The organism is Methylopila turkensis, from assembly GCF_027922325.1.
GTDB lineage: Bacteria > Pseudomonadota > Alphaproteobacteria > Rhizobiales > Methylopilaceae > Methylopila > Methylopila turkensis.
In genome coordinates, this window is the sequence record NZ_BSFL01000001.1 from 203,068 (window position 1) to 229,942 (window position 26,875).

The 26,875-nt window shown below is 70.6% G+C and carries 26 protein-coding genes; 4 read left to right on the forward strand and 22 right to left on the reverse strand.

Annotated elements, in window-relative coordinates; translation table 11 throughout:
* Positions 1-4 precede the first annotated feature (4 nt).
* Positions 5-1,267 carry a BaiN/RdsA family NAD(P)/FAD-dependent oxidoreductase gene (locus PKE78_RS00890; protein WP_271198957.1) on the forward strand — a complete coding sequence of 421 codons (1,263 nt, stop codon included), beginning with the start codon at positions 5-7 and terminating at the stop codon, positions 1,265-1,267.
* On the opposite strand, the gene PKE78_RS00895 is transcribed toward PKE78_RS00890, so the two are convergent.
* The 5 genes from PKE78_RS00895 to PKE78_RS00915 form a co-directional block, all read right to left on the reverse strand.
* On the reverse strand, positions 1,264-1,929 hold the full coding sequence (locus tag PKE78_RS00895) for a hypothetical protein (protein ID WP_271198958.1): 666 nt from the start codon (positions 1,927-1,929) through the stop codon (positions 1,264-1,266). The genes PKE78_RS00890 and PKE78_RS00895 overlap by 4 nt on opposite strands.
* 73 nt (positions 1,930-2,002) lie before the next feature.
* The gene (locus tag PKE78_RS00900; protein ID WP_271198959.1) at positions 2,003-3,343 is read right to left on the reverse strand and encodes a glutamate--tRNA ligase; all 1,341 of its coding nucleotides are present in this window, start codon (positions 3,341-3,343) and stop codon (positions 2,003-2,005) included.
* 8 nt (positions 3,344-3,351) lie between these two features.
* Positions 3,352-3,876: a hypothetical protein gene (locus PKE78_RS00905; RefSeq protein ID WP_271198960.1), complete on the reverse strand. Its 525-nt coding sequence runs from the start codon at positions 3,874-3,876 to the stop codon at positions 3,352-3,354.
* Positions 3,873-5,561: an NAD+ synthase gene (locus tag PKE78_RS00910; RefSeq protein WP_271198961.1), complete on the reverse strand. Its 1,689-nt coding sequence runs from the start codon at positions 5,559-5,561 to the stop codon at positions 3,873-3,875. Before PKE78_RS00910 ends, PKE78_RS00905 begins: the two co-directional genes overlap by 4 nt.
* Before the next feature lie 65 nt (positions 5,562-5,626).
* Positions 5,627-5,953, reverse strand: a complete 327-nt coding sequence (locus tag PKE78_RS00915; RefSeq protein ID WP_271198962.1) for an usg protein — start codon at positions 5,951-5,953, stop codon at positions 5,627-5,629.
* 232 nt (positions 5,954-6,185) lie between these two features.
* Here PKE78_RS00915 and PKE78_RS00920 point away from each other — a divergent pair, with 232 nt between their 5' ends.
* Together PKE78_RS00920 and PKE78_RS00925 are read left to right on the forward strand one after the other, a co-directional pair.
* The gene (locus tag PKE78_RS00920; RefSeq protein ID WP_271198963.1) at positions 6,186-6,710 is read left to right on the forward strand and encodes a hypothetical protein; all 525 of its coding nucleotides are present in this window, start codon (positions 6,186-6,188) and stop codon (positions 6,708-6,710) included.
* Positions 6,707-7,177: a DUF488 domain-containing protein gene (locus tag PKE78_RS00925; protein ID WP_271198964.1), complete on the forward strand. Its 471-nt coding sequence runs from the start codon at positions 6,707-6,709 to the stop codon at positions 7,175-7,177. Before PKE78_RS00920 ends, PKE78_RS00925 begins: the two co-directional genes overlap by 4 nt.
* Before the next feature lie 164 nt (positions 7,178-7,341).
* Here PKE78_RS00925 and PKE78_RS00930 read toward each other — a convergent pair whose 3' ends face one another.
* The 11 genes from PKE78_RS00930 to PKE78_RS00980 are packed head-to-tail and all read right to left on the reverse strand — an operon-like array spanning position 7,342 to position 18,281.
* Positions 7,342-8,028, reverse strand: coding sequence for a cysteine hydrolase family protein (locus PKE78_RS00930; protein ID WP_271198965.1), 687 nt, complete (start codon positions 8,026-8,028; stop codon positions 7,342-7,344).
* 28 nt (positions 8,029-8,056) lie between these two features.
* The gene (gene hpxZ / locus PKE78_RS00935; RefSeq protein ID WP_271198966.1) at positions 8,057-8,440 is read right to left on the reverse strand and encodes an oxalurate catabolism protein HpxZ; all 384 of its coding nucleotides are present in this window, start codon (positions 8,438-8,440) and stop codon (positions 8,057-8,059) included.
* Between the two features lie 9 nt (positions 8,441-8,449).
* Complete coding sequence (locus PKE78_RS00940; RefSeq protein ID WP_271198967.1) at positions 8,450-9,808, reverse strand: AtzE family amidohydrolase; 1,359 nt, start codon at positions 9,806-9,808, stop codon at positions 8,450-8,452.
* Complete coding sequence (locus PKE78_RS00945) at positions 9,805-10,005, reverse strand: AtzG-like protein (protein ID WP_271198968.1); 201 nt, start codon at positions 10,003-10,005, stop codon at positions 9,805-9,807. The genes PKE78_RS00940 and PKE78_RS00945 overlap by 4 nt, the downstream gene beginning before the upstream one ends.
* Positions 10,002-11,810, reverse strand: a complete 1,809-nt coding sequence (gene atzF / locus PKE78_RS00950; protein WP_271198969.1) for an allophanate hydrolase — start codon at positions 11,808-11,810, stop codon at positions 10,002-10,004. The genes PKE78_RS00945 and atzF overlap by 4 nt, the downstream gene beginning before the upstream one ends.
* Before the next feature lies 1 nt (position 11,811).
* Positions 11,812-13,326, reverse strand: a complete 1,515-nt coding sequence (locus PKE78_RS00955) for an ABC transporter ATP-binding protein (RefSeq protein WP_271198970.1) — start codon at positions 13,324-13,326, stop codon at positions 11,812-11,814.
* Complete coding sequence (gene atzD, locus PKE78_RS00960) at positions 13,323-14,378, reverse strand: cyanuric acid amidohydrolase (RefSeq protein ID WP_271198971.1); 1,056 nt, start codon at positions 14,376-14,378, stop codon at positions 13,323-13,325. Before atzD ends, PKE78_RS00955 begins: the two co-directional genes overlap by 4 nt.
* On the reverse strand, positions 14,378-15,076 hold the full coding sequence (biuH, locus tag PKE78_RS00965; protein ID WP_271200039.1) for a biuret amidohydrolase: 699 nt from the start codon (positions 15,074-15,076) through the stop codon (positions 14,378-14,380). Before biuH ends, atzD begins: the two co-directional genes overlap by 1 nt.
* A 23-nt stretch (positions 15,077-15,099) precedes the next feature.
* A complete protein-coding gene (locus PKE78_RS00970; protein WP_271198972.1) occupies positions 15,100-16,026 on the reverse strand; it encodes an ABC transporter permease in 927 nt (308 codons plus the stop codon).
* Complete coding sequence (locus tag PKE78_RS00975) at positions 16,023-17,141, reverse strand: ABC transporter permease (protein WP_271198973.1); 1,119 nt, start codon at positions 17,139-17,141, stop codon at positions 16,023-16,025. Before PKE78_RS00975 ends, PKE78_RS00970 begins: the two co-directional genes overlap by 4 nt.
* 15 nt (positions 17,142-17,156) lie before the next feature.
* Entirely contained in the window at positions 17,157-18,281 is a 1,125-nt protein-coding gene (locus PKE78_RS00980; protein ID WP_271198974.1) for a BMP family ABC transporter substrate-binding protein, read from the reverse strand.
* A 522-nt stretch (positions 18,282-18,803) separates the two neighbouring features.
* Between PKE78_RS00980 and PKE78_RS00985 the strand changes: the two genes are divergently transcribed.
* The gene (locus tag PKE78_RS00985; RefSeq protein WP_271198975.1) at positions 18,804-19,490 is read left to right on the forward strand and encodes a GntR family transcriptional regulator; all 687 of its coding nucleotides are present in this window, start codon (positions 18,804-18,806) and stop codon (positions 19,488-19,490) included.
* Between the two features lie 20 nt (positions 19,491-19,510).
* Here the strand turns inward: PKE78_RS00985 and PKE78_RS00990 are convergent, their stop codons facing one another.
* From PKE78_RS00990 to PKE78_RS01015, 6 genes are all read right to left on the reverse strand, one after another.
* Positions 19,511-20,707: a urate hydroxylase PuuD gene (locus PKE78_RS00990; RefSeq protein WP_271198976.1), complete on the reverse strand. Its 1,197-nt coding sequence runs from the start codon at positions 20,705-20,707 to the stop codon at positions 19,511-19,513.
* Positions 20,708-20,742: 35 nt separating this feature from the next.
* Complete coding sequence (guaD, locus tag PKE78_RS00995) at positions 20,743-22,074, reverse strand: guanine deaminase (RefSeq protein WP_271198977.1); 1,332 nt, start codon at positions 22,072-22,074, stop codon at positions 20,743-20,745.
* Between the two features lie 76 nt (positions 22,075-22,150).
* Entirely contained in the window at positions 22,151-23,236 is a 1,086-nt protein-coding gene (locus PKE78_RS01000) for a BMP family ABC transporter substrate-binding protein (protein WP_271198978.1), read from the reverse strand.
* Positions 23,237-23,286: 50 nt separating this feature from the next.
* Positions 23,287-24,207, reverse strand: a complete 921-nt coding sequence (locus PKE78_RS01005) for an ABC transporter permease (RefSeq protein WP_271198979.1) — start codon at positions 24,205-24,207, stop codon at positions 23,287-23,289.
* 12 nt (positions 24,208-24,219) lie between these two features.
* Complete coding sequence (locus PKE78_RS01010; RefSeq protein ID WP_271198980.1) at positions 24,220-25,323, reverse strand: ABC transporter permease; 1,104 nt, start codon at positions 25,321-25,323, stop codon at positions 24,220-24,222.
* Complete coding sequence (locus PKE78_RS01015; protein ID WP_271198981.1) at positions 25,316-26,872, reverse strand: ABC transporter ATP-binding protein; 1,557 nt, start codon at positions 26,870-26,872, stop codon at positions 25,316-25,318. Before PKE78_RS01015 ends, PKE78_RS01010 begins: the two co-directional genes overlap by 8 nt.
* Positions 26,873-26,875 lie beyond the last annotated feature (3 nt).

Consider the following 26,875-nt stretch of genomic DNA (forward strand, 5'->3'; position numbering starts at 1 on the left):
GTCGATGACCAACCGATCCGCCTCCGGAGACGGCCTCTCCAAACCACCCGTCGTCTGCGTCATCGGCGGCGGGCCTGCCGGACTGATGGCGGCGGAGCGGCTCGCGAGCCTCGGATTCCGGCCGACGCTGTTCGAGCGCATGCCCTCCGTCGCGCGCAAATTCCTGCTGGCCGGCCGCGGCGGCCTGAACCTCACCCATTCCGAGCCGACCGAGGCCTTCCTCGACCGCTACGGCGCGGCCCGGGCCGCGCTCGAGCCGGCGCTCGCCCGGTTCTCCGCCGCCGACCTGATCGCCTGGTGCGAGGGCCTCGGCGTCGAGACCTTCGTGGGCTCCAGCGGGCGCGTGTTTCCGCGTTCCTTCAAGGCGTCGCCGTTGCTTCGCGCCTGGCTGCACCGGCTGGATAGCCTGGGCGTTGAGCTCCAGGCGGGCCGGCGCTGGACCGGATGGACGCCCGAGGGCGCGCTCGTCTTCGAGGGACCGGACGGCGTCGAGACGGTCCACGCCGACGCGGTCGTGTTCGCGCTCGGCGGCGCGAGTTGGCCGCGGCTCGGCGGCGACGGCTCCTGGGTCGCGCCCTTCGCGCAGGCCGGCGTTCCCGCCGCCCCGCTCCGCCCGTCGAACTGCGGCTTCCTGGCGCGCTGGTCACCCGTCCTCGTCGAGCGCTTCGAGGGCCAGCCGCTGAAGCGCATCGCCTTGAGCTTCGAGGGCGCCACGGTCCGCGGCGAAGCCATGCTGACGGTCGACGGGATCGAGGGCGGCGCGGTCTACGCGCTCTCCGCCCGTCTGCGCGACGCGATCGACCGCGACGGCGCGGCGCGGCCCACGCTCGATCTCAGGCCGGACCTCACCGAGGAGGAGCTGGCCCGGCGCCTTTCCGCGCCGCGCGGGGGGCGCTCGCTCTCCACCCACCTCCGCAAGACCGCAGGCCTCGCGCCGGTCGCCGCCGCCCTGCTGCGCGAGGGCCTGCCGTCGCTCCCGTCGGAGCCGCCGGCGCTCGCGCGGCGGATCAAGGCTCTGCCGCTCGAACTCGTCGGGACGAAGGGCCTCGAACGCGCCATCTCCACCGCCGGCGGCGTGCCCTTCGGTGAGATCGACGACCGCTTCATGCTGACGCGCCGGCCGGGATGCTTCGTCGCCGGCGAGATGCTGGACTGGGAGGCCCCAACCGGCGGCTACCTGCTGCAGGCGACCTTCGCCACCGCCGTCGCCGCGGCGGACGGCGCCGCGGACTGGCTCGCCGGCAGTTCGACGCGGGTCGAGACTTAAATGCTCAGAGTTCGACCGTAACGACCAAACAGCCTGATCACGCCGTTGAACTGGTACGCCCTGATAAATCGCCACAGCGCGCGCCGGCGTGCGTCATCGAGCCCGGCCACCTCTCCTGCCGTAGGCTCGATCTCCCCCATAGCTTCAAGCCAGTATGAAAACTGGTCGCCAAATAGGTCCTGCGGGATCACGCCGACCCTGATCAGCATCTCCACGCGCTCGAGTCGGCCAAGAAAGGCGTCGAACACATCTCGGATCGCTTGCTGTTCTATCGAAAACCCATCAGCGCGCGATGGTTCGACGACGGCTTCGCCACCGACCTCTTTGATAAGTGCGTCAGGAGCGGCGCTCTCCTGTCCGAGCATCGCCCGCGGGGAACCGTGATGGCGTAAGGCGTCACAAAACTCAGCCGGACCAACCAAAACTGGCTTGCGCACTCCATCGACAACGAGATCGACGTAAGTAGGACACCAATCGATGAGCCGGAACGCGACAACGACGGCGGGGTCCTTGTTCAGAAGCTCGATCTCGTCGGCGACGCGCAGTCCGTCATTTCTACGTCGCTGTTCGGCCTGTTCCTCGCTGTTTTTCCAATAGCGCCAAAGGCCGCCGATAACGCCGATAACAGCGATGGCAGTTGTTACCCCCTCAGACAGATCCACCGCGGCAGCCCTCCTTAAGAAAAGAACCGACACATCAGGCGAACTTCGACGGGAATTCAATTAGGGGTTGTGACTATCTCGACAGCCGCTCCAGCGCCCGCGCCCTACCGATGAACGGCAGCAGCTTCGCGAGCTCCGGGCCGTGCGGCTCGCCGGTCAGCGCGATTCTCAGCGGCGCGAACAGTGCGCGGCCCTTGGCGCCCGTGGCGGCGGAGACCGCGGAGGTCCACGCCTTCCAAGTGGTCTCGTCCCACGGCTCGGTCGGCAGCAGCGCCAAGGCTTCGGCCACGAGCCTTGCGTCCTCCGGCGCCGGCCGCGCGGCCTCGGGCTTAAGCGGACGGGTCGCGATGCGCCACCAGTCGGCCGCCTCCCCGAGCGTCGCGAGGTTGCCGCGCACCGCCTCCCAGAACGCCGGCCCGCCTTCGACGCCGAGGGCGCCAAGACGATCGGCCACGGCGTCGTGCGGCAAGGCGTGCAGCGTCTTGGCGGACAGCGCCGCAAGCTCCTCCATGTCGACGCGGGCCGGAGCGCGCGACAGCCGCGAAAGCTCGACCAGGCCCGCCAGTTCGTCGAGCGAGGAGACCGGCCGCACCGCCTCCGCCGAGCCGATCAGCACGGCGTAGGCCGCGACCGCGAGCGGCTCGATCCCCTGCTCCCGCAGCGTGCGGAGCGACAGGCTGCCCTCGCGCTTCGACAGCCCGGCCCCGTCGGCGGAGGTCAGCAGGTTGTGATGGGCGAAGGCCGGCGGCGGCGCGCCGAGCGCCGCGAACATGTCGATCTGCGCCGCGGTGTTGGTCACATGGTCCTCGCCGCGGACCACGGCGGTCACGCCAATGCCGGCGTCGTCGACGACGCTCGTGAAGACGTAGAGGAACGAGCCGTCGTCGCGACGGACCACCGGGTCCGACAGGCTGGACAGGTCGAAGCCCTGCGCTCCCCGCACGCCGTCCGGCCATTCGACGCGGCCGCCCGACAGCCGGAAGCGCCAGTGCGGGCGCCGGCCCTCGGCCTCGAGCGCGGCGCGGCGCTCGGCGGTCAGGCGGAGCGCGGCGCGGTCGTAGACCGGCGGTCGGCCTGACGCGCGGGCGAGCTTGCGGGCGAGTTCGAGCTCCGGCTCGCTCTCGTAGGCCGGATAGACCCTGCCCTCCGCGACCAGCCGGTCGAACGCCGCGGCATAGGCGTCGTCGCGATCGGACTGCCGCACCTCGGCGTCCGGCGTCAGGCCGAGCCAGGCCAAATCCTGTCGGATGCCATCGACATACTCCTCGCTCACGCGGGCGCGGTCGGTGTCGTCGAGCCGGAGCACGAAGCGCGCGGCCTGCTTGCGCGCCATCAGCGCGTTCAGCAGCAGCGTGCGGGCGTTGCCGAGATGGAGGAAGCCGGTAGGCGACGGCGCGAAGCGGTAGACGGCCATGCCGGCGCTCACCGGCCGCAGTCGCGGAGCCACATGCCGCCGGTCGGCGTCAGCTCCGGATCGGGATTGCCGCTCCAGTAGGCGAAGGCGCGCTGCAGTTCGGGCAGGAACACCGCCGCCGGCGCGGGGGCGTCTAGCCCGGCGGGCTCCGCGCGGCGGAAGCGCTCGTCGAAGAAGTGGATCGGCGAGGCCGGGGCGTCGTCGTCCTGCGCCTCGGCCTCGGACCGGGCGCCGATGCGCCCGCCGGGCGTCGTCGGCGTCTTCGAGGCCCGACGCGGATCGAGCACCAGCTCGGCGTAGCTCTCGCCCGTGCCGGTCGCGGCGGCGAGCCGGAATCGGTACTGCGCGCCGGAGCCGAGCGACATGGCGAAGCCGAACGGGCTTTCGGCGCTGGCGCGGCTGATCGGCGCGAAGCGGAGCGCCCCCGTCTCGCCTTCCGCCGGCCGGTAGGTCGCGGCGCCCAGCGTGCAGCCGGCGGCGTCGGCCTGTCCCGACAGCGCCGCGAGCATGGCGAGGGCCGCGGCCGCCTTCACCTCGCCGCTCCGGGATCGCGGAAGCGGTTGACGATGGGATAGCGGCGATCGCGCCCGAAGTTGCGCGCCGTCACCTTCACGCCAGGCGCGGCCTGCCGGCGCTTGTACTCGGCGAGGTAGAGCAGCCGCTCGACCTTGCGCACGGTCTCCTCGTCGAAGCCGTCCGCCACCAGGTCGCCGACGCGCCGCTCATCCTCGACGAGCCCGTTCAGGATCGCGTCGAGCACGTCGTAGGGCGGCAGGCTGTCGGCGTCCTTCTGGTTCTCGCGCAGCTCGGCGGTCGGCGGCTTGTCGATGATCGCGACCGGGATGACGTCGCCGTCCGGCCCGAGCGCGTCCTCCGGCTTCCAGCCGTTGCGGAGCGCCGAAAGGCGGAACACCTGCGTCTTGTAGAGGTCCTTGATCGGGTTGAAGCCGCCGTTCATGTCGCCGTAGAGCGTGGCGTAGCCGACGGACATCTCGGACTTGTTGCCGGTGGTCACGACCATCGGCCCGAACTTGTTGGAGATCGACATCAGCAGCATGCCGCGGGCGCGGCTCTGCAGGTTCTCCTCGGTGACGTCGCGGTCGCGGCCTTCGAACAGCGGCGCGAGCACGGCCTCGAAGCCTTCGACCGCGGGCGCGATCGGCAGAGTGTCGTAACGGACGCCGAGCGCGCGGGCGCAAGCGTCCGCGTCCCGCAGGCTGTCGCCGGAGGTGAAGCGATAGGGCAGCATCACGCAGCGCACGCGCTCGGGCCCGAGCGCGTCGACCGCCATCGCGGCGCAGAGCGCCGAGTCGATGCCCCCGGACAGGCCGAGCACCACGCCGGGAAAGCCCGACTTGTTCACATAGTCGCGCAGGCCCAGCACGCAGGCGCGGTAGTCGGCCCGGTCGCCCTCCTCCAGCGTCGCCTTCGGCCCGCCCTCGCAACGCCAGCGGCCGTCCGCGCCCTTGCGCCAGACCGTGGTGACGACCTCGTCCACGAAGCCGCGCATCTGGAAGGCGAGCGAGCGGTCGGCGTTGAGCGCGAAGGAGCCGCCGTCGAAGACAAGCTCGTCCTGCCCGCCGATCTGGTTGAGGTAGACCAGCGGCAGCCCGCTTTCGACCACGCGGGCGGCGACCACGTTGACGCGCGTCTCCGCCTTGCCGCGCCAGTAGGGCGAGCCGTTCGGCACGAGCAGGATCTCGGCGCCGGTCTCGGCGAGGCAGTCGACCACCTCGTCGCCCCAGATGTCCTCGCAGACGGGCACGCCGACGCGCACGCCCCGGACCGCGATCGGCCCCGGCAGGGGACCGGCCGCGAACACGCGCTTCTCGTCGAACACGCCGTAATTGGGCAGGTCGACCTTGTAGCGCAGGCCCGCCACCGCGCCGCCCGCGAGGTGGGCGTAGGCGTTGTAGAGCCCGCTTTCGTCCTTCCACGGCAGGCCGATCAGCGCGTCCGGCCCGCCGTCGGCGGTGTCGGCGGCGAGCTCGTCCAGCGCGGCGCGGCAGGCCTCCTGGAAGGCCGGCTTCAGCACCAGGTCCTCCGGCGGATAGCCGGCGAGGAACAGCTCCGAGAACATCACCACGTCCGCGCCCTGCCCCGTGGCCTCCGCCCGGAGCCGGCGGGCGAGCGCGAGGTTGCCGCGCACGTCGCCCATGACCGGATTCGCCTGGGCGAGCGCGATGCGGAGCGTGTCGGGCGTGTGGGCTGCGGCCATGCCGCCCGTCTAGCGCCAAGCCGCTCCCGCCGCAATCGCGGCGAGGACGGTGACGCGCACCATCCTCAGTTCAGGCGGATTTCGGTGCGCACCGGCCGGAAATCTGCCGGGCCGATCAGCGCCTTGTGCCCGACGCGCACGGAATGAAGCATCCCCTCGATCTCGCGCCGCCACCAGTCGAGGAAGGAGCGCAGGACCGGATAGTCCGGCGCACGGTCGTACTCCTGCCAGACATAGGTCTGAAGCAGCGCCGGATGGTCCGGCAACCGATAGAGAATCTCGGCGGTCGTCAGGCCGAAACCGTCGAGCTGGCGGGCGAACTCGCCCGTCGGCCGCGTCAGCGCGGGCTTCGTCGCTTCGTGGGGGGTTGAGGAGATTTCGCGTCCGCTCATTTCAAGCTCCCTCGCTGGCGGGCGCGGTCGCCAGCGCGCCCTGACCTCATGTTGAGACGTCGACACCCATCATGACAATTCTCTGAAGTTAAAAATCTATTGATATCATGTTGTTAGCAGCATTTTCCGGCGAGTGCCAGCAGGCGGCTAAGCATCCGGCGATCCGGGAGCAAGCCGCCGCCGTATGTCGACTTGGCTTCCGCGCCGACAACAACAACAAGAGACGGTCCCGATGCGCTCCGCCGCCCTCGCCTTCGCCGTCATGGCCGCCGTCCTCGTTCTGGCCGCGCCCGAAGCGCGCGCCGGCTGCTTCGACGACTGCTTCGGCTCGAAAATGCAGAGCGACACCGACGACATCGTCGCGAAGGACTTCGCCCGCGAATGCCGCGCGACCTGCGACGCGCAGTCCGCCGAGCGGATGGAGCGCGCCGGCCTGGACCCCGCCCGCCTGAAGGCGTGCAAGGCCGAGCGCCTCAGCCTCGCGCAGTTCCGCGACGTGCGCGCCGCAAGCCCGTCTTATAGGGTGCAGTCGAACATCTTCCTGTGGGATGTGGTGAACCCCTACCCCGACAAGGCGCTGACCCGGATCGAGGTCTCGACCCAGACCCTGGAGCTGCAGGAGCTGACCCTGACCGGCACGGGCCTCGCGCCGCCGTCCTCGACCGCGACCTTCGTGATCCCGGAGTTCTATGAGGGCTATCCCGCCGTCCGCTTCACCGCCAAGATCCGCGCGATCTGGGCGTGCGAGGTGAAATGAGCGAACTGTTCACGATCGGCTACGAGGGCGCGACGCCGTCGGCGCTCGCCGACGCGCTGGTGGAGGCCGGCGTCGAGGTGCTGGTGGACGTGCGCGCGGTGGCGAACTCGCGCCGGCCCGGCTTCTCCAAACGGGCGCTCGCGGCCGGGCTCGACGAGCGCGGCGTCGGCTATCTGCACCTGCGCGCCCTCGGCACGCCGGCGGACGGCCGCGCCGCGGCCCGCGCCGGACGTCACGCCGAGATGCGGACGATCTTCGAGGAGCACCTGCGCACCGAAGGCGCCCAAGACGAGTTGCGCGATCTGAAGGAGCTCGTCCGCACCGGTCGCCGGCTGTGCCTCCTCTGCTTCGAGCGCGAGCCGGAGCACTGCCACCGGCAGATGATCGCCGAACGCGTCGACGCCGCGCTCGACGACGTCACGATCGCGCATCTGCACCCGTTGCCGGCCGGCTTCGTTCCGGACTGAAGCCGCGCGCGGCGCTTCTTGCGAACCCGCCGTCATGCCCGGCGCAGCCGGGCATCCACGACTTGGGCGTCGAACGCTGCGGCGGAGGAAAGTCCTGGATGCCCGCGAAGGCGCGGGCATGACGGCGAGCGTGGACCAGCCCCAGTCGACCCTCAAGCCGGCCCTTATGCGGCCGAGCGCGCGGTTCCGGCGGAGATCGCGGCAATGGCGGAGGCGGAATCGGACACCCAGCCGAAGATGCCGCCCTGCGCCTTGATCATCTTCAGCCCGTATTCGTGGAACTCCGAGAAGTAGGAGGCGCAGCAGTCGCCGAGCACCACGCAGCGGTAGCCGCGGTCGTTCGCCTCGCGCACCGTGGTGTTGACGCAGACCTCGGTGGTGACGCCGCAGACGAGCAGCGTGTCGATCCCGCGGTTCCGCAGCATCAGCTCCAGATCGGTCTGGTAGAAGGCGCCCTTGCCCGGCTTGTCGATCACCGGCTCTCCGGGCGCCGGCGCGAGGTCGGCGATGATCTCGTGGCCGGCCTCGCCGCGGATCAGGATGCGGCCCATCGGGCCGGGCGCGCCGATGCGCAGCGACGGGTCCCCGCGCTCGACCTTGGCCTTCGGCGCGTCGGAGAGGTCCGGCCGGTGGCCTTCGCGGGTGTGCACCACGAGCAGGCCCGCCCCGCGCGCCGCCGCCAGAATCGCCTGGCACGGCCCGACCGCTGCGGCGAGGCGGCCGACGTCGTTGCCGAGCGTCTCGCCGAAGCCGCCCGGCTCCAGGAAGTCGCGCTGCATGTCGATGATGATGAGCCCGGTCCTCGCGAGGTCGACGAGGATGGGCTGCGGCTCTGCTGCGATTTCGATCACGGCGCACTCCTCGTCCGGGAATGAGGCGTCAAGCCTCGTCGATCACGCTCACATGGGCCGCGACGACCTTCCATCCGTCGGGAAAGCGGACCCAGGTCTGGCTCTGCCGGCCGATGCGGCCCGGCGCGCCGTCGCGGCGGAACAGCGTGTTGGCGACCGCGAAATCGCGGCCGTAGGTGGTGATCAGCGTGCGTTCGAGCGTGCGCGCGAGGCCCTGCGGCGAGCGCGCCCGCCGGAACGCGCGGATCGCGTCCATGCCGTAGAGGTTCTCCCCGCCGCCGTAGCGCAGCGTCAGCGGATCGTCGCGGAACAGCGCCTCGAGCGTCGGCACGTCGTTGCCGACGAGCGCGGCCTCGTAGGTCGCAAAGGCGGCCTCTACCTCGGCCTTCACCTCGGGAATGTCGATCTCCAACGTCGCCTCCTAAAACGCCGGGACGCGAACGCCAGCGACGCCGTCGCGCTCCAGCGCGCGGGCGACCCGCAGAGCGTCCGCCTCCCGCCACGGCGGCGCGATGATCTGCACGCCGAGCGGCAATCCGTCGTCGAGCCAAACGGGCACGGCCGCGACCGGCAGGCCGATGAACGAGATCGGCTGGGTGAACAGGCCGAGGTTCGGCCGCACCGGCAGCGTCTCGCCGCCGAGCGTGAATGTGGTCTGGCCGAGCTTCGGCGCGCGGCAGGGCGTCGCCGGCGCGATCAGGATGTCGACCTCTTCGAACGCCTTCGCGACGGCGCCGGCGAACCAGCGGCGGAAGCGCTGCGCCTGCGCGACGAAGGCGGCCGGCACCGTCGCGCCCGCGATCAGGCGGTCGCGGACGGCGGGGTCGAAGTCGTCCGGCCGCGTCCTTAGCCGGTCGAGATGCAGCGCCGCTCCCTCGGTCGCGGAGATCACATAGGCCGCCGCGCGTGCGCGCGCCGCTTCGGGCAAGGTGACGGCCCGGTCCGCGCCGAGGCTGTTCGCGACGCGCGCCACCGCCTCGAAGCAGTCGGGCTCGCCCTTCTCGGCGAAATAGCCGCCGAGCGTCGCGATCCGGAGGCCGGCGACGCCGTCCTCCAGCGACGCGGTCGCGGGCTCCGGATCGCGCGTGGTCGTCGCGGCGTCGGCCGCGTCCGGCCCCTGCATCGCGTCATAGGCGAGCGACAGCAGCCGCACGGAGCGCGCCAGCGGCCCGACATGGTCGAAGCTGTGGACGAAGGGAAAGGTCCCGGCGCGGGTCAGCCGGCCGTAGGTCGGCTTCAGGCCGAAGCACCCGCACAGCGCCGACGGCACGCGGATCGAGCCGTTGGTGTCCGAGCCCAGCGCCACGTCGACGAAGCCGGCCGCCACCGCGGCGCCCGAGCCGCCGGAGGAGCCGCCGGTCATGCGGGTCAGGTCGTGCGGGTTGCGCGACGGGCCGTCATGGACGTTCTCGCCGGTGAAGTCATAGGCGTACTCGCCCATGTTCAGCCCGCCGAGCAGGACCGCGCCCGCCGCCTCCATGCGGCGGACGAGCTCCGCGTCGCGCTCCGCCGGGGCGCGTTCGCGGTTGATCTTCGATCCGGCGCGGGTCGGCAGGCCGGCGATGTCGAACAGGTTCTTGGCCGCGAAGGTGACGCCCGCGAGCGGGCCGCCGGCGCCGGAGGCGTCCTGCGCGCGCGCCGCCGCCACCGCACGGTCGGCGGTGACGTCGGTGAAGGCGCCGACACGGCCGTCATGCGTCGCGATCCTGGCGAGCGCCGCTGAAACCGTCTGCTCCATGGCGCCGGACGATTGGGATTTGACGGATGCGGACGCGGTCATGGACGGAACACCGGGGCAGGCTCCAGCTCGTCGTCGAACGCGAAGCCGGACACGAGACGCGCCGCGGCCATCGTCGCGGCGAGATGGGCGAGGGTCGAGGCGCGGGCCTCCGGCGCGACGGTCAGGCCGAGCAGCGCGGTCGCCGCGTCGAGATGCGCCTCGAGTTCGGCCGGCGAGAGCGGCGGGACGGCGCTCATGCCGCGGCCCTCTCGCGCATGTAGGCGCGCCAGCCGCCGAAGCGGGTGATGTCGTCCGCGCCCTCCACGCCCTTGGGCTCGACCAGGAAGCCGAGCGCAGTCGAGCCGTCGGCGAGGACGAGCGTGCCGAAGCCGAGCGGCGACGGGACGCCGGCGATGAACGGCCCGACCGCGGAGGCCGGGAGGGCCCAGACCTCGGTCGCGATCGCGGAGCCGCCCTCCCCGACCCGCAGCAATCCTGGCCGGGCGACCTTGCCGGGCAGCGCGAACAGGCGATAGAGCGGCGCGGTGTCGACCGCCCGCAGGAAGCGGCCGCCATGCCGGGTCAGTTCGCCGTTGAGCGCCATGCCCGAGAGATGCGCGCCGACGACCACCATCTCGATCTCGTCCGGCGCCGGCGTCGGCGCGCGCTCCGGGGCGGCGGGCGCCGGCAGGCCGAGCGCGCCGATCGACGTGCCGCCCAGCTCGTGCAGCCGCTCGCCGACCGCGGCGATCCGTGCGTCCGCGCCGGCCGCGGCGATCAGGGTCACGCCCGCCGGCAGCCCGTCCGGCCGCGGGCGGCCGGGCACCGCCAGCGCGCAGAGATCGAGCAGGTTGACGAAGTTGGTGTAGGTGCCGAACTCGCTGTTTAGGCCGACCGGATGCTCGGTCACCTCGGCGACGGTGCGCGGGCGCGGGAAGGTCGGCACCAGCAGCATGTCGACCGCGCCGAGGCTTGGCGCGAGCGTCCTCCGCATGGCGGCGAGCTCGTAGAGCCCGCCGAAGGCGCTCGCGGCGTCGAAGCGGCGCGCGCTCTCGATGATCTTGCGCGTCACTGGATGGACCGCTTCCCCGCGGCTCTCGATGAAGCTGCGGATAGCCTCGTAGCGCTCGGCCACGAACGGGCCGTTGTAGAGCAGGCTCGCCACCGCGAAGAACGGCTCGAAGTCGAGCTCGACGACCTCGCCGCCGAGCGCGCGGACGTCCTCGAGCGTGGCGGCGAAGGCGGCCTCGGCGCCGACGTCGCCCCCGAAGCTGCGGCTCGCGGGCGTCGGCACGCCGACGCGGAAGCGCGACGGCGCCGGGCCGATCGGCGTCGTCCTGACGGAGCGCGAGAACGGATCGGACGGCTCCAGCCCCGCCATGGCCGCGAACGCCCGGTAGGCGTCGTCGACCGACTGCGCGAACACGGACACGCAGTCGAGCGTCCGGCAGGCCGGCAGCACGCCCTTGGTCGGCACGGCCCCGACCGTGGGCTTGAGGCCCACGATGTTGTTGAGGCCCGCGGGAACGCGGCCGGAGCCGGCGGTGTCGGTGCCGAGCGCGAAGCTGACGAGCCCGCGGGCCACCGCGACCGCGGAGCCGGAGCTCGACCCGCCCGGCACGAGCGCGGGGTCGACCGCGTTCAGCGGCGGCTGGTAGGGCGAGCGCAGGCCGACGAGGCCGGTCGCGAACTGGTCGAGATTGGTCTTGCCGACCGGGATCGCCCCCGCCGCCTTCAGCCGCGCCACCGCGACCGCGTCCTCCGTCGCCTCGTGGGCGAAATCCGGGCAGGCGGCGGTGGTCGGCGCGCCGGCGACGTCGATGTTGTCCTTCACCGCGAAGGGCGCGCCCCAGAGCGGGCGCCCGTCCGGCGCGCTCCCAAGCGCCGCCGCCGCGGCGCGCGCGGTCGCGCGGTCGAACGTCGAGATGAAGATGCCTGCGTCGCCGCAGGCCTCGATGCGCGCGAACACCTCGTCGACCACGTCGACCGGCGACAGGCCGCCGGCGTAGGCGGCCGCCAGCGAGGCGAGATCGAACCGGAGTTCCGCAAGCGGCGTCGTCATTTCAATGCCCTGCCATGTGTTCGCCGATGACGTGCACGTCGGCCTGCGCGATCGGCGTTTCGTAGACGAGCGCGCCGTCCGACATCACGAAGATGCGGTCCGACAGCTCGAGAAGTTCGTCGAGGTCCTCGGACATCAGCAGCACCGCGGCGCCGCCGTTCCGGGCCTTCATGATGCGCGCGCGGATTTCCGCGACCGCTGCGAAATCGAGCCCGAAGCACGGGTTCGAGACGACCAGCAGGTCGACCTGCCCAGTGAGCTCGCGGGCGAGCACGGCGCGCTGCACGTTGCCGCCGGAGAGCGACTGGATCGGAGACGAGAGCGAGGCGGTCTTGACCTTGAACTGCTCGATCAGCCGCGTCGCGTAGGCGCGGATCGCGCGCGCGCTGATCCAGGCGACCGGCTTGCCGTCGGCGTTGAGGTCGAAGGTGCGGAAGGCGATGTTCTCGGCCACCGTCATCCGGGGGGCGCAGGCGTTGCGGAGCGGCTCCTCCGGGATGAAGCGGACGTTGAGCGCGCGCGACTGGGCCCGGCTCGCGTCGTAGACCGTGTCCTTGACCACCACGGCGCCGCCCTCGCGCGCCCGCTGCCCGGCGATGGTCTCGAGGAACTCCTTCTGGCCGTTGCCGGAGATGCCGGCGATCCCGACAATCTCGCCGGCCCGCACCTCGAGCCCGTCGATCGCGATCGACTTCAGCCCGGTGCGGTCCTTGGCCTTCAGCTGCTTCACGGTCAGCACGGGCGTCGCGTCCGCCGGCGTCTCGGACCGGCTGTCGAGGGCGACGATCGGCTGGTCGCCGATCATCATCGCGGCCATCTGCTTGCGGTCGAGATCGGCGATGCGCCCGCCGCCGGTGCGGCGGCCCTTGCGCAGCACCGTGACGTCGTCGCAGAACGACGTCACCTCGTGGAACTTGTGGCTGATCATCAGCACGGTCAGCGCGCCGGCTCGGGTCATGCCGCGCACGAGGCCCAGCATCTCCTCCGCCTCGTTCGGCGTCAGCACCGAGGTCGGCTCGTCCAGCACGATGAAGCGGCGGCCGAGATAGAGCTGCTTGACGATTTCGAGCTTCTGCTTCTCGCCGGCCGCGAGCGCCGAGACCGGCTGGTCCAGCGGGATCTTGAACGGCATCGTCTCCATGAAGGCGGCGAGCGCCTTGCGCTCCTTGCGCCAGTCGATCACCCGCGGCGCGTCCTCGCGGGAGATGACGAGGTTCTCGGCGCCGGTCAGCGACGGCACCAGCGTGAAGTGCTGATAGACCATGCCGAGCCCGAAACCGGCGGCGTCCTTAGGGTTGCGGATCACCGCCTCCTTGGAGTCCACCAGCATCTGCCCGGAGGTCGGCGTGTAGAAGCCCATCATGCATTTGACGAGCGTCGACTTGCCGGCGCCGTTCTCGCCGAGAAGCGCGTGGAACGAGCCGGCCGGGACCTTGATCGAGACGTCGTCCAGCGCCGTGAAGGCGCCGAACCGCATCGTCATGCCGACCGCTTCGACGGCGACAGCGTCGCTCATGAACCGCTCCTGTCGAGGATGATGGCGACCGGGCCGCCGCCGGGCGGCCCCTGATGCTCGGCGCCGCCGGAGACGTAGATCTCGGTCTCGCCGAAGAGCCCCGCGAGCGCGCCGCCGACGAAGGCGCGGGCGTGGCGGGTCGAGGCGATGTCGGAATCGTCCAGCATGGTGTGCCGGCGCCCGCGGACCAGCCCCGAGGGATCGGCCTCCGCCTTCGCCAGCGCCGCGACCAGCGCGCCCGGACCCATCCGCTCGCGGACGGCGGCCACCGAGCGGACGTCGATCGCGTCGCGCATCACGGCATGGTCGATCGCGAGCGGCCCGGACCACGCCGCGCTCATGCCGAGCACCACGATCTCGTTGTCCAGCAGCTCCACCCCGGAAGACGCCGACGCGCAGGAGGAGAACAGGCCGTAGTCGCCGCAGACGTCGTCGTCGGCCAGCCGGTCGAACTCGATCTCGCCGAGCGCGACCGCGACGCCGAGCGCCGACGCCCCGCGCGAAAGCCCCATGGACTTGAGCGTGTCCCGCGTCGCGGTCGTCGCGCCGCGCGCTTCCGCCGCTTCCGTGCGCGCCATGGTCAGCAGCGGGCACTTCACCTGCACGAAATGGACGTCGGCCGCGTCCGTCACGCCGGCGTCGGCCATGGCGCGGCGGACGCCGTCTGCGACCATCTCGGCGTGTTCCCGGCGGCCGAGCGCTTCGGCGGCGACCGCCGCGGTGCGGGCGACGCCGATCGCGAGCGCGCCCTCGGGCTCGTCGTCCACCTCCTCGCGCGCGAACACGGTCCAGTGCGGCGACAGCGCGCCTTCGGTGCCGCCGGACATCACGATCGCCGCGCCGCCCGCGCCGTGGCGGGCGAACAGGTCCTCGAAGCGGCGCGTGGCGTAGCCCCGCGTGAAGTCGTTGACGCAGCCGTTGCCTTCCGTCTTGCCGAGCACCGCCACGACGGAGGCCGGATCGAGCCCCTCCTCGAACAGCGCCTCGACGCCGGAGACGTCGTCCGGCCCGGACGCCGGCACGCGACGCACGACGGCGCGCCTCGACGCCATCAGGAGATCGCCTCGATCAGGCTCGCCGACGTCGCGACCGCGCCGAACACGCCGCCCTGCATCTTGATCATCCTGAGCGCGGCCTCGTGATTGGCCGGGTCGGTCGCGGCGCAGCAGTCCTCCAGCATCACGCATTCGAAGCCGCGGTCGTTGGCCTCGCGCATGGTGGTGTGGACGCAGACGTCGGTGGTCACGCCGGTCAGCACGATGTTGTCGATGCGGCGCTGCTTCAGGATGAGCTCGAGGTCGGTGGCGCAGAACGAGCCCTTGCCGGGCTTGTCGATGATCGGCTCGCCTTCGATCGGATAGAGTTCGGGGATGATGTCCCAGCCCGGCTCGCCGCGCACGAGGATGCGCCCGCAGGGCCCTGCGTCGCCGATGCCGGCGCCGAACTGGCGCGACCGCCAGCGCTTGTTCTCGGGCAGATCGGCGAGGTCCGGCCGATGCCCCTCGCGGGTGTGAAAGATGTGGTAGCCGCCGGCCCGCATCGCCGCGAGCAGACGCTTGATCGGCTCGATCGGCGCGCGGGTGAGGCTGAGGTCGTAGCCCATGCCGTCGACATAGCCGCCGGGCGCGCAGAAGTCGGTCTGCATGTCGATGACGATGAGCGCGGTGTTTTCGGGCCTGAGATCGCCGTTGTAGGGCCACCGATAGGGTTCGGCCTCCACGAAGCGCTGCTGGTCGAGGCGAGCGTGCATGTTCATGGCGCTGGCTCCGGCTTTCACTTGGTGATCGACAGTTCGCCCGGCGCGCCGGCGAGCTGCCGGCCCGGCGAGGAGGTGGCGATCATGATGACGAGGGTGAGGATGTAAGGCGCGGCGTAGAACAGGTAGTAGCCTTGGGTGACGCCGACCGACTGCAGCGCCGGCCCGAGCGCGCCGGCGCCGCCGAACAGCAGCGCCGCCGCGAAGCAGCCGAGCGGGTTCCAGCGCGCGAAGATGACGAGCGCGACCGCCATCAGGCCCTGGCCCGACGAGATGCGCTCGTTCCAGCTTCCGGGGTAGTAGAGCGAGAGGTAGGCGCCGCCGACCGCCGCGAGCGCGCTGCCGGCCGCCGTCGCGAACAGCCGGACCGTCGTCGGCGACAGGCCCATGGCGCGGGCCGAGTCGGCGCTGTCGCCGACCACCCGCACGATCAGGCCGAGCTTCGTGTTCTTGAACGCCCACCACAGGAACAGCGCGAGCGCGGCGCCGATGACGAACAGCGCGTTGACGTTGAGCGCCGCGCGCACCTGCGGGATCGACGACCAGTCGCCGAGCGGGATCGCCGGCAGGTTCGGGGCGGAGGGCTGGATGTACGGCTTGCCGAAGAAGAAGGCGAGGCCCATGCCGAACAGCATCAGGGCGATGCCGACCGCGATGTCGTTGACGCGCGGGAACGAGCAGATCCAGCCGTGCAGCAGCCCGAAGCCCGACCCCGCGACCATCGCCGCGAGCACGCCGAGCCAGGGCGAGCCGGTCTCGACCGCGACGGCGTAGGCCGCCATGGCGCCGAACACCAGCGTGCCTTCCAGGCCGAGGTTGATGCGGCCCGAGCGCTCGGTGATCGCTTCGCCGAGGCTCACGAAGATGAACGGGGTCGAGACCCGGATCGCGCCGCCGAGCACGGCGAGGGGCACGCCCCAGAGGCCGATGTCGTTCTCCATCACGCCCTCGCCCAGCGGTCGGGGTTGAAGATCTTGAAGCGGCCGTAGAGCGTGTCGCTCATCAGCACGACGATGAAGAGCATGCCCTGCAGCACCAGGATGGTCGCGTCGGGCAGGCCCATGCGGCGCTGGATCAGCCCGCCAGCCGCGGCGATGCCGCCGAGCAGGAACGCGACCGGAATGCAGCCGAGCGGGCTCTGCCGGGCGAGGAAGGCGACCAGGATGCCGGCGTAGCCGTAGCCGGCGGCGAGCGAGGCGTTGGCGGAGCCCTGCACCGCCGCGACCTCGAACATGCCGGCGAGGCCGGCGAGCGCGCCGGCGAGCGCGCAGAAGCCGACGATCAGCGGGCCGACCGCCAGGCCCTGGATCTGCGCGGCGCGGACGTTGCCGCCCGCCACCCGCGCGGCGAAGCCCCAGCGCGTCTTGTCGATCAGCACCCAACAGGCGACGCAGGCGACGATCCCGACCGCGAGCCCCCAATGCACGTCCATGCCCGGCATCGGCCCGATGCGGTAGGCGGCGTCGAGCGGATGGGTCGACGGCTTGTTGAGCGACGCCGGGTCGCGCAGCGGGCCCTCGACGAGCTGGTTCATCAGCGCGATGGCGATGTAGGCCATCAGCAGGCTGGAGATGGTCTCGTTGACCGCGCGGTAGTGGCGCAGCGCGCCCACGGCGCCGATCCACAGGCCGCCGGCCGCCATGGCGGCGAGACCCATCGCGAGAATGACGACCGGGTACGGCAGGCCCGAGAGCGCGTGGCCAAAGGCCGCCGCCGCGACGCCGCCCAGCACGATCGCGCCCTCGCCGCCGATGACGGTGAGGCCGAGCCGCGCCGGCAGCGCGACGCACAGCGCCGCGAGCAGAAGCGGCGTCGCCCGGAGCAGCGCGTTCTGGATCGAGAACCAGCTTCCGAAGCCGCCGCGCCACATCAGCTCGAAGAACTGGGCGGGGGACTTGCCGAGCAGCAGCAGAAACACGCTGAACGCGGCCATGCCGGCGACGAGCGCGCCGAGCGGGATCACGATCCCCTCGGCGCGGCGCGCCGTGAAGGCGAGCGCCGCCGCGAGGCGGGGCGGCGCCAGCGGCGCCGGGACGTCAGAGGCGGTCACGTCGGCCATCCCCGCTCCCCCGGCTCAGGACGTGGAGCCCTGCACGCCCTCGACGAGAAAGCCCGTGCTCTCGAGCTCGATCGCGGTCTCCGGGAAGGCCTTGCCCGCGGCCGCGATCTCCTTGCCCTTGTTGTCCTTGAGCGGCCCCTTGATGACGGCGTAGCCGCCCTTCTTGATCTCGGCGAGCGTCGCCTCGAACTGCTTGCGGCCGGCGTCGGAGACGCCCGGCCCGAGCGGGCTCATCTTGACGAAGCCGTCGGCGAGCCCGCCGCGGGTGAAGTTCGGCAGCGGCTCGCCGGCCAGCAGATGCTTGGCGTACATCTCGTAGACCGTCGCCCAGTTCCACTCGGCGCCGGTCAGGTACTTCTCCGGCGCGAGCGGCGCCTGGCTAGCGTGGTAGCCGCAGACGAAGGCGCCGCGGTTGGCGGCGGTCTGCACCACCACCTTCGGGCCGTCGACGTGGCAGGTGATCACGTCGGCGCCCTGATCCACCAGCGCGTTGGTGGCCTCGGCCTCCTTGACCGCGAGCGACCACTCGCCGGTGAAGATCACTTGGCAGGTGATCGACGGGTCGACGGAGCGCGCGCCGAGCAGGAACGAGTTGACGTTGTTGAGCACCTGCGGGATCGGCTTGGCGGCGACGAAGCCGATCTTCTTCGACTTGGTCGCGTGGCCCGCGACGACGCCGTTCAGGTACTGGCCCATCGCGATGTAGCCGAAGTAGGAGCCGGCGTTGGCGGGATGCTTGTCCTTGTGCCACAGGCCGCCGCAGTGGCGGAACTGCACGTCGGGGAACTTCTTGCACATGGCCAGCATGTGCGGGTCGAAGTAGCCGAACGAGGTGGGGAACACGAGCGTCGCGTCGTCGAGGTTGATCATCGACTCCATGGTCTTCTGGACGTCGACCGACTCCGGAACGTTCTCCTCCTCGACGACCGTGACGCCCGACATGCCCTTCAGCACCTTAGCGCCCTCGGCGTGGGCCTGGTTGTAGCCGTAGTCGTCCTTCGGCCCGACATAGATGAAGCCGATGGTCGCCGAGGCCGCGCGCGCGGGGCGGAGCGAGAACGGCAGGCCCGCAGCGCCGAACGCCGCGCCGGCGGCCGAGGTCTTGAGCAGGGTGCGGCGGGAAATCAGCGAATGGGACATGGAGCGACGCCTCTCGGTGCGGAACGCGCGGACCCTCGGCCCACGCCAGCGGTATGCACGAGCTCGCGCGCCGGAGCGCGGCGCGGATCATTCAGCGGGAATGCAATGTCGGGGCCGGTTTCAGGGCGCGGGTTTCGCAGCGCCCAAGCCGGCGTGAAGCCATGCGCAACACGATCTGATGACCCCAAACTTGCATGCAATCATGTTGTTTTGCATGCGCAAATGGCTGTCATGAATGCACAAAGATTCACGCCTGGACGCGCGGGCGGCGAATGCCGGCTTGGCGCGCGAAGCCCGTTCGGAATTGAGGCGCGTGTCGGCGGCGACGCGCCGCGCGCCGCGCGCATCGCGAGGGCGCCGGAGCCGGATGTGCCCGCGGCTTAGGCGCCCGCCCCGCGCCGGCGCGTTCGGACGGCGGGCGCGCGCTGGATTTTGCGGGCGGCATCGGCCATTTCATTCGGAAGCGGGGCGCACGCGTTTCGAATCGCGCGGCCGCGCCGACCCGACAGCCTGCGAGACGAGATGAGCCTCGTTGAGTCCCCCACCCGCACCGACCAGCTCATAAGCGACCTGTCGGACGCGATCATCGCCGGCGAGTTCACCCCCGGCGAGCGGCTCGACGAGCATTCGCTGGCGGAGCGCTTTGGCGTGTCGCGGACGCCGGTGCGGGAGGCGCTGCGGCAGCTCGCGACGACCGGCCTCGTCGACGTCCGGCCCCGGCGCGGCGCCGTGGTGGCGAGCCTGACGCCGGAGCGGCTCGGCGAACTGTTCGGCGCGATGGCGGAGCTCGAGGCGACCTGTTCGCGGCTCGCGGCCATCGGCATGTCGCCGGTGGAGCGGCGCAGGCTGGAGGCGCGCCACGACTCGATGGCTGCGCTGGTGGAGGCGAACGACGCCGAAGGCTTCGCCGCCGCGAACGTCGACTTCCATTCGCTGATCTACGCCGGCGCGCACAACGCGCCGCTCGCCGACATCGCGCGCGGTCTGCGCGAGCGGCTGTCGCCCTACCGCCGCGCGCAGTTCCACACCCCCGGGCGGCTGCCGCGCTCGCACGCCGAGCACGGCGCCGTGGTGACGGCGATCCTGAACGCGGACGCGGCCTCAGCCCACGCCGCGATGCTGCGCCATGTCAGCCTGGTCGAGGACTCGTTCGAACGCCTCGCAGCGACCTACGCCGCCTCCCCCCGCCGCGCCAGAAACAAGGGCTGAAAGCCCCGGGAGTTGCCCGGTCAGCGCAGGCTGTCAAGCCAGGCGCGCAGCGTGTCGCGCTCGTCTTGGGTCATCTCCGTGATGTTGCCGGGCGGCATGGAATGGGTCAGCACGGCGACCGTGCGCAGGCCCGAGGCGTGGGTCTCGATCTCCGCGAAGGTCTCGAGTTTGACGCCCTTCGGCGCGACGCCGACGCCGGGCCATGCGGGCTGCTCCGCGTGGCACATGGCGCAGCGGCTCTGGATCACGATCTCGGCGTTCTCGGCGAGCTCGGTCGTCGGGCCGGCGGAGGCCGCGGCGGCGCGGACCGGCTTGGGGCCGAAGCTCGACAGCGCCATGATCGCGAGGCCGCAGAGCGCGGTCACGCCCCAGGTCCACCACGGCGCCGGGCCGCCCTTGTGCTGGGTGTTGAAGAAGTGGCGGATCGCGACGCCCATCACGATCACCAGCGCGAGAATGATCCACGAGTAGCGGGTGGCGAAAGCGAGCGGGTAGTGGTTGCCGATCATCACGAACACGACCGGCAGCGTCAGGTAGTTGTTGTGCAGCGAGCGCTGCTTGCCCTTGGCGCCGAGCGTTGGGTCCGGCGTCTCGCCGGCCTTCAGCGCGGCGACCACCTTCCGCTGGTTCGGGATGATCACCATGAAGACGTTCGCGGCCATGATCGTGCCCATGATCGCGCCGACCTGCATGAAGGCGCCGCGGCCGGAGAACACGAACGAGTAGATCAGCGCGAAGGCGACGATCATCGCGAAGCCGGCGAGCGCGAGCTTGAGGTCGCTGCGGGCGAGGTCGGATTCGCAGAAGACGTTGTAGATGAACCAGCCGAGGAACAGTCCGCCGAGGCTCGCGGCCACCGCCGTGGCCGGATCGATGTCGAGCACGGCCGGATCGATCATGTAGAGCCGCGCGCCGAGGTAATAGACGATCACGAGCAGCGCGAAGCCCGACAGCCAGGTGGCGTAGGCCTCCCATTTGAACCAGGTGACGTGCTCAGGAAGCTGGGGCGGCGCCACGAGATACTTGACCATGTGGTAGAAGCCGCCGCCGTGCACCTGCCACTCGTCGCCATAGGCCTGCGGCGGCAGGCTCGCCCTCCGCTTCAGGCTGAGGTCGAGATGCACGAAGTAGAACGAGCTTCCGATCCACGCGACGCCGGCCATCACATGCGTCCAGCGCACGAAGAAGCTCAGCCATTCCCAGAAGATCACGTCCATGGGCTCAGGCTCCGGGAGACGGACGGTGGGTTGGATCAGCGCTCGGCACTGGACTGATCCCGATCGTAGAGCTTCTCGCCCGCGACATAGGTCGCGCGCACCGCGCGGTCGTCGGCGAGGATCATCTGCACGAACAGCGCGTCGGACAGGGTCTCGACCGTGCGCATGCGCCGGCGGATCAGCGGCGTCGATTCAAGGTCGAGCACCACCACGTCCGCCTCGTAGCCGGCGGCGAGGTTGCCGATCCTGTGGTCCATCCGCAGCGCGCCGGCGCTGCCGAGCGTCGCAAGCCAGAACGCCTTGACCGGATGCAGGCTGTAGCCGCGGAGCTGCGCGATCTCGTAGGCCGCCTTCATGGTGTCGAACATCGACAGCGAGGAGCCGCCGCCGATGTCGGTCGCGAGCCCGACCCGGATCGGGGCCGCGCCGTCGCGCAGGCCCTTCATGTCGAACAGCCCGGACCCGATGAAGGCGTTGGAGGTCGGGCAGTGCGAGACGGCCGAGCCGCTCTCCCTCAGCCGCGCGATCTCCCGCTCGGTCAGATGGATGCAGTGCCCGAAGTTCGTCCCCTCCCCGATCAGCCCGAAGCTCTCGTAGACGCCGAGATAGTCCGGCGCGTCCGGATAGAGCTCGCGGACCCACGCGATCTCGGCGAGGTTCTCCGACATGTGGGTCTGCATCAGCGTGGTCGGATGCTCGCGCCACAGCGCGCCCGCGGCCTCGAGCTGCTCCGGCGTGGAGGTGATGGCGAAGCGCGGCGTCACGGCGTAGACGAGCCGGCCACGGCCGTGCCAGGCCTCGATCAGCGCCTTCGACTGGTCGTAGCCGCTCGCGGCGGTGTCGCAGAGCGCGGCCGGCGCGTGCCGGTCCATCATGTTCTTGCCCGTCGCTATCCGCATGCCGCGGGCGAGCGCGGCCTCGAACAGCGCATCGACGGAGCCCGGATAGGTCGCGGCGAACACGCAGGCCGAGGTGATCCCGTTCGACAGGCAGCCGTCGAGATAGGCTTCGGCGCCGGCGCGGGCGTACTGGTAGTCGGCGTACTTGGTCTCGGTCGGAAAGGTGTACTTCTCCAGCCACTCCAGCAGTTGCTCGCCGTAGGAACCGATGATCTCCATCTGCGGGTAGTGGGCGTGGCTGTCGACGAAGCCCGCCATGATCAGCGCGTCGTCATAGGCCTCGACCGCGACGCCGGGATGGCGGGCGAGCACCTGCGCCGCCGGCCCGACCTCGACGATCCTGCCGGCGGCGATCACCACCGCGCCATCCTCCTCCGTCGCGATCGCCTGATCCGGCGGGACGCGGAATGGATCGTCCCGGAACGCGAGCGTGCGGCCGCGGAGGGCGAAGGTCGCAGAAGTGTTCATCAGCCGACGTCCGGCTCCGCCGTTTCCGTCGCGCCACGCGCCAGCCGCGGCGCGACGACCGTTCTTGAAGGAAGCGTCACTTCGGCAGCGAGCCTTCGACGCCCTGGACGAAGAAGTTCATTGAGAGCAGGTCCTTGTCGGAGGCCTTCTCGCCCGCCTTCAGCCAGGGCGAGCCGTCCTGCTTGTTGATCGGGCCGGTGAAGGGGTGCAGCTCGCCCGAGATGATCTTCGCCTTGGTGGCGTCCGCGAGCGTCCGGACGTCCTCGGGCACGGCCGGGCCGTAGGGCGCGAGCTCGACCATCTTCTCCTTGAGGCCGTCCCAGGTGTCCTTGGTCGCCCAGGTCCCGTCCATCACCGCCTTCACGCGGTCGATGTAGTAGTAGTTCCAGTCGTCGAGGATCGAGGTGAGCTGCGCCTTCGGCCCGAAAGCCGCCATGTCGGAAGCCTGGCCGAAAGCGTGGATGCCGCGCTCCTCGGCGAACTTCATCGCGGCAGGGCTGTCGGTGTGCTGCATCAGCACGTCCGCGCCCTGGTCGGCGAGCGCCTTGGCGGCGTCGCTCTCTTTGCCCGGATCGAACCAGCTCGACACCCAGATCGTCTTGATCTTGATGTCCGGATTGACGGTCTTGGCGCCGAGATAGGCCGCGTTGATGCCCATCACCACTTCCGGGATCGGGAAGGAGGCGATGTAGCCGATCGTCCCGGTCTTGCTCAGCTTCGCGGAGATGATGCCGGCGATGTAGCGGCCCTCGTAGAACCGCGCGTTGTAGATCGAGACGTTCTTCGCGGTCTTGAAGCCGGTGGCGTGCTCGAACTTCACCTTGGGGAAGCGCGAGGCGACCTTGATGGTCGGGTTCATGAAGCCGAACGAAGTGGTGAAGATCAGGTCGGCGCCGCCCTGAGCGAGCTGGGCGATCACGCGCTCGGCGTCCGGCCCCTCGGAGACGTTCTCCACGTAGGAGACCTTCACCTTGTCGCCGAACTCCCTCTCCACCGCCTTGCGGCCGACGTCGTGCTGGTAGGACCAGCCGTGGTCGCCGATCGGGCCGACATAGACGAAGGCGACCTTCAGCGGGTCCGCGGCCTGCGCCGCGGCGGTCGCCCCGAGCGCCAGCGTCAGCGCCGCGCCGAGAGCGGCGAACATGCGGAAAGCGCGTTTCATCTCATGTCTCCTCAGAAAAAAGGATACGCAGGGGCGTCGCTGCGGCGGCCTCAGCTCGTGGCGTAGAACACCTTGCCGAGGCAGGACGGCGCGTTGAGCTTCATCTTCACGCGGTCGCGCGAGATCACGACCAGAACCACGATCGTCGCGATGTAAGGCAGCATCGACAGGATCTGGGCGTCGATCTTCAGGCCGAGCGCCTGGCTGTGGAGCTGCATGATGGTGATGCCGCCGAAGAGGTAGGCGCCGCCCAGCACGCGCAGCGGCCGCCACGAGGCGAACACCACCAGCGCCAGCGCGATCCAGCCGCGGCCGGCGGTCATCTTCTCGACCCAGAGCGGGGTCTGCACCAGCGAGAGATAGGCCCCGCCGAGCCCCGCGCAGGCGCCGCCGAACATCACCGCGAGGTAGCGGATCGCGATCACGGGGTAGCCGATGCCGTGGGCGGCGTCGTGGTTCTCGCCGACCGCGCGCAGCACGAGGCCGGCGCGGGTCCTGGTCAGGAACCACGCCACGGCCGCGACGAGCGCGAAGGACAGGTAGACCAGCGCGTCCTGCCCGAAGATCAGCGGGCCGACGAAGGGGATCTCGCTCAGGACGGGGATGTCGAGCCGCGGGAACTGCGGCAGCGAGACGCCGGAATAGGCCTGCCCGATCAGCGCCGAAAGGCCGAGGCCGAACAGCGTCAGCGCGAGGCCGCAGGCGACCTGGTTCGACATCAGCGTCAGCGTCAGCACGCCGAACAGCGCGGCCATGGCGGCCCCGGCGAGCGCGCCGGTCAGGATGCCGACGACGTAGCTGCCGGACGCGACCGTTCCCGCGAAGGCCGCGATCGCGCCGACGATCATCATGCCCTCGACGCCGAGGTTGAGCACGCCGGACTTCTCCGCCACCAGCTCGCCGATCGAGGCGAACACCAGCGGGGTGGCGGCGACGACGACGCCGAGCAGCACGTTGAGCAGCAGGTCCATCGGCTCCGTGTCCTACTCGGCGGGGGTCGGCGCCGCCGGCCGGACGGCCGCGGCTGCGGGTTTGCCTGCGCGGGCGAGGCGGAAGTTCACGAGCACGTCGGTCGCGAGCAGGAAGAACAGCAGCATTCCCTGGAAGACGCTGGTGGTCGCGCTCGGCAGGCTCATCTCGATCTGCGCGGTCTCGCCGCCGATGTAGGTGAGCGCCATCAGCAGGGCTGCGAACAGGATGCCGACCGGATGCAGACGGCCGAGGAAGGCCACGATGATCGCGGTGAAGCCGTAGCCGACGGGCAGCGACGGCACGAGCTGGCCGACCGGCCCCGCGGTCTCGAACAGCCCCGCGATACCCGCGAGCCCGCCCGAGATCATGAAGCAGGTCCAGACGATCTTCTTCTCGGAATAGCCGGCGAAGCGGGCGGCGCGCGGCGCCTGGCCCAGCACCTTGACCTGGAAGCCGAGCAGCATGCGCTCGAGGTAGACATAGGCCGCGACGACCGCGAACAGCCCGACGACGAAGCCCCAGTGGGCCCGCGTGTCGGGGATCAGCGCCGGCAGCAGCGCGTCCTCCTGGAACAGGCGGCTTTCGGGGAAGTTGAAGCCGTCGGGATCGCGCAAGGGGCCGTGGACCAGCAGGCTCAGCAGCAGCGTCGCGACATAGACCAGCATGAGCGAGACGAGGATCTCGCTGGCGTTGAAGCGGGTCCGGAGAAAGGCCGGGATCGCCGCCCAGGCCATGCCGCCGAGCGCGCCCGCGAGCGCCATCGCGGGCAGCAGCAGCGGCCCGCCCTCGGGATAGGCCGCGAGCGCGACGCTGCCTCCGGTGATGGCGCCGATCGTGAACTGGCCCTCCGCGCCGATGTTCCAGACGCCCGCCCGGAAGCCGATCGCGAGCCCGACGCCGATCAGCACCAGCGGCGTCGCCTTCACCAGCATCTCGGCGACGCTGTTGAAGTCGGTCAGCGGCTTGACGAAAATCAGGTACATCGCGTGCAGCGGGTCCTTGCCGAGCAGCGTGAACAGCAGGAAGCCCGCGACGAGCGTCATCAGGACCGCCAGGAACGGCGTGGCGTAGAGCATCGCCCGGTTGGGCTCCTTGCGCGGGACGAGCTTAAGCACCGGCCGTCTCCGCGTTCGCGGCGTGCTTCGCCGCGTCGACCTCCTTGGCGCGGCCGCCCATGGCGAGGCCGAGCTTCTCGACCGTCAGCTCTTCCGTCGGCTGCGACGGGAACAAATAGCCGCCGGCGATCACCGAGATGCGGGTCGAGATCGTGAACAGCTCGTCGAGGTCCTGGCTGATGATCACCACCGCCGTCCCGCCCTTGGCGAGGTCGATCAGGATGCCGTGGATCGCCGCCGCGGCGCCGGCGTCGACGCCCCATGTGGGCTGCGACGCGATCAGCACTTTCGGGTTCTGCATGATCTCGCGGCCCATGATGAACTTCTGGAGGTTGCCGCCGGAGAGCGAGCGGGCGGCCGACTTCACGCTCGCGGTCTTCACCTTCAGGTCGTCGACCACCTTGGTCGCGAAGCGGTTGGCGTTGAACAGGCTGATCAGGCCGCCGCGGGCGAGGTCGTTGGTCTTGCCGGCCGAGAGCAGCGTGTTCTCCCACAGCGCCATGCCCGGCACCGCGGCGTGGCCGAGCCGCTCCTCCGGCGCGAAGCACATGCCGCGGGCGCGTCGCTCGCGCGGGCCCTGGGTCCCGATGTCGACGCCGTCGAGCTGGATCTGGCGGCCGAACCGGCAGGCGCGCTCGCCGATCAGCGCCTCCATCAGCTCGGTCTGGCCATTGCCCGCGACGCCGGCGATCCCGAGGATTTCGCCGGCGCGCACCGCCATGGTGATGTTTTCGAGATCGACGCCGAACTGCTCCTCGCTCTCCATGAAGAGCTCCTGCACCTTCAGGCGGATCTCCCCCGGCGCCGGCAGCTGGCGCACCGGCTTGTTCAGCGTCGCGCCGATCATCATCTCGGCGAGCGACTTCGCGGTCTCCTGCCGCGGGTCGCAGGAGCCGACCAGCTTGCCGCCCCGCAGCACCGTGGCCTTGGAGCAGAGGGCGCGGATCTCCTCGAGCTTGTGGGAGATGTAGAGGATCGAACAGCCTTCGGAGGCCAGCCGCCGCAGCGTCTGGAACAGCACCGAGACCTCCTGCGGCGTCAGCACCGAGGTCGGCTCGTCCATGATCAGCAGCTTCGGCTCCGACAGCAGGCAGCGCACGATCTCGATGCGCTGCCGCTCGCCGACCGAAAGGGTGCCCACCAGCCGGTCGGGATCGACCTTCAGGCCGTAGGTGGTGGAGACGTCGATGATGCGCTGACGCAGGTCGCCGGTCTTCGCCTCCGCCGCGCTCAGGCCGAGCACGATGTTCTCGTAGACGGTGAGCGCCTCGAACAGCAGGAAGTGCTGGAACACCATGCCGATGCCCTTGGCGCGGGCCTCGGACGGCTTCGAGGGCGCGAACGGCTCGCCCATGAAGCTCATCTCGCCGGAGTCCGGCTTCTGGACGCCGTAGATCATCTTGACCAGCGTCGACTTGCCGGCGCCGTTCTCGCCGAGCAGCGCGTGGATTTCGCCCTGCCCGACCTCGAACGAGACGTTCTCGTTGGCGACGACGCCCGGAAAGGTCTTGGTGATGCGGTCGAGCTTCAGAATCGGGACGCCGCTCATGGC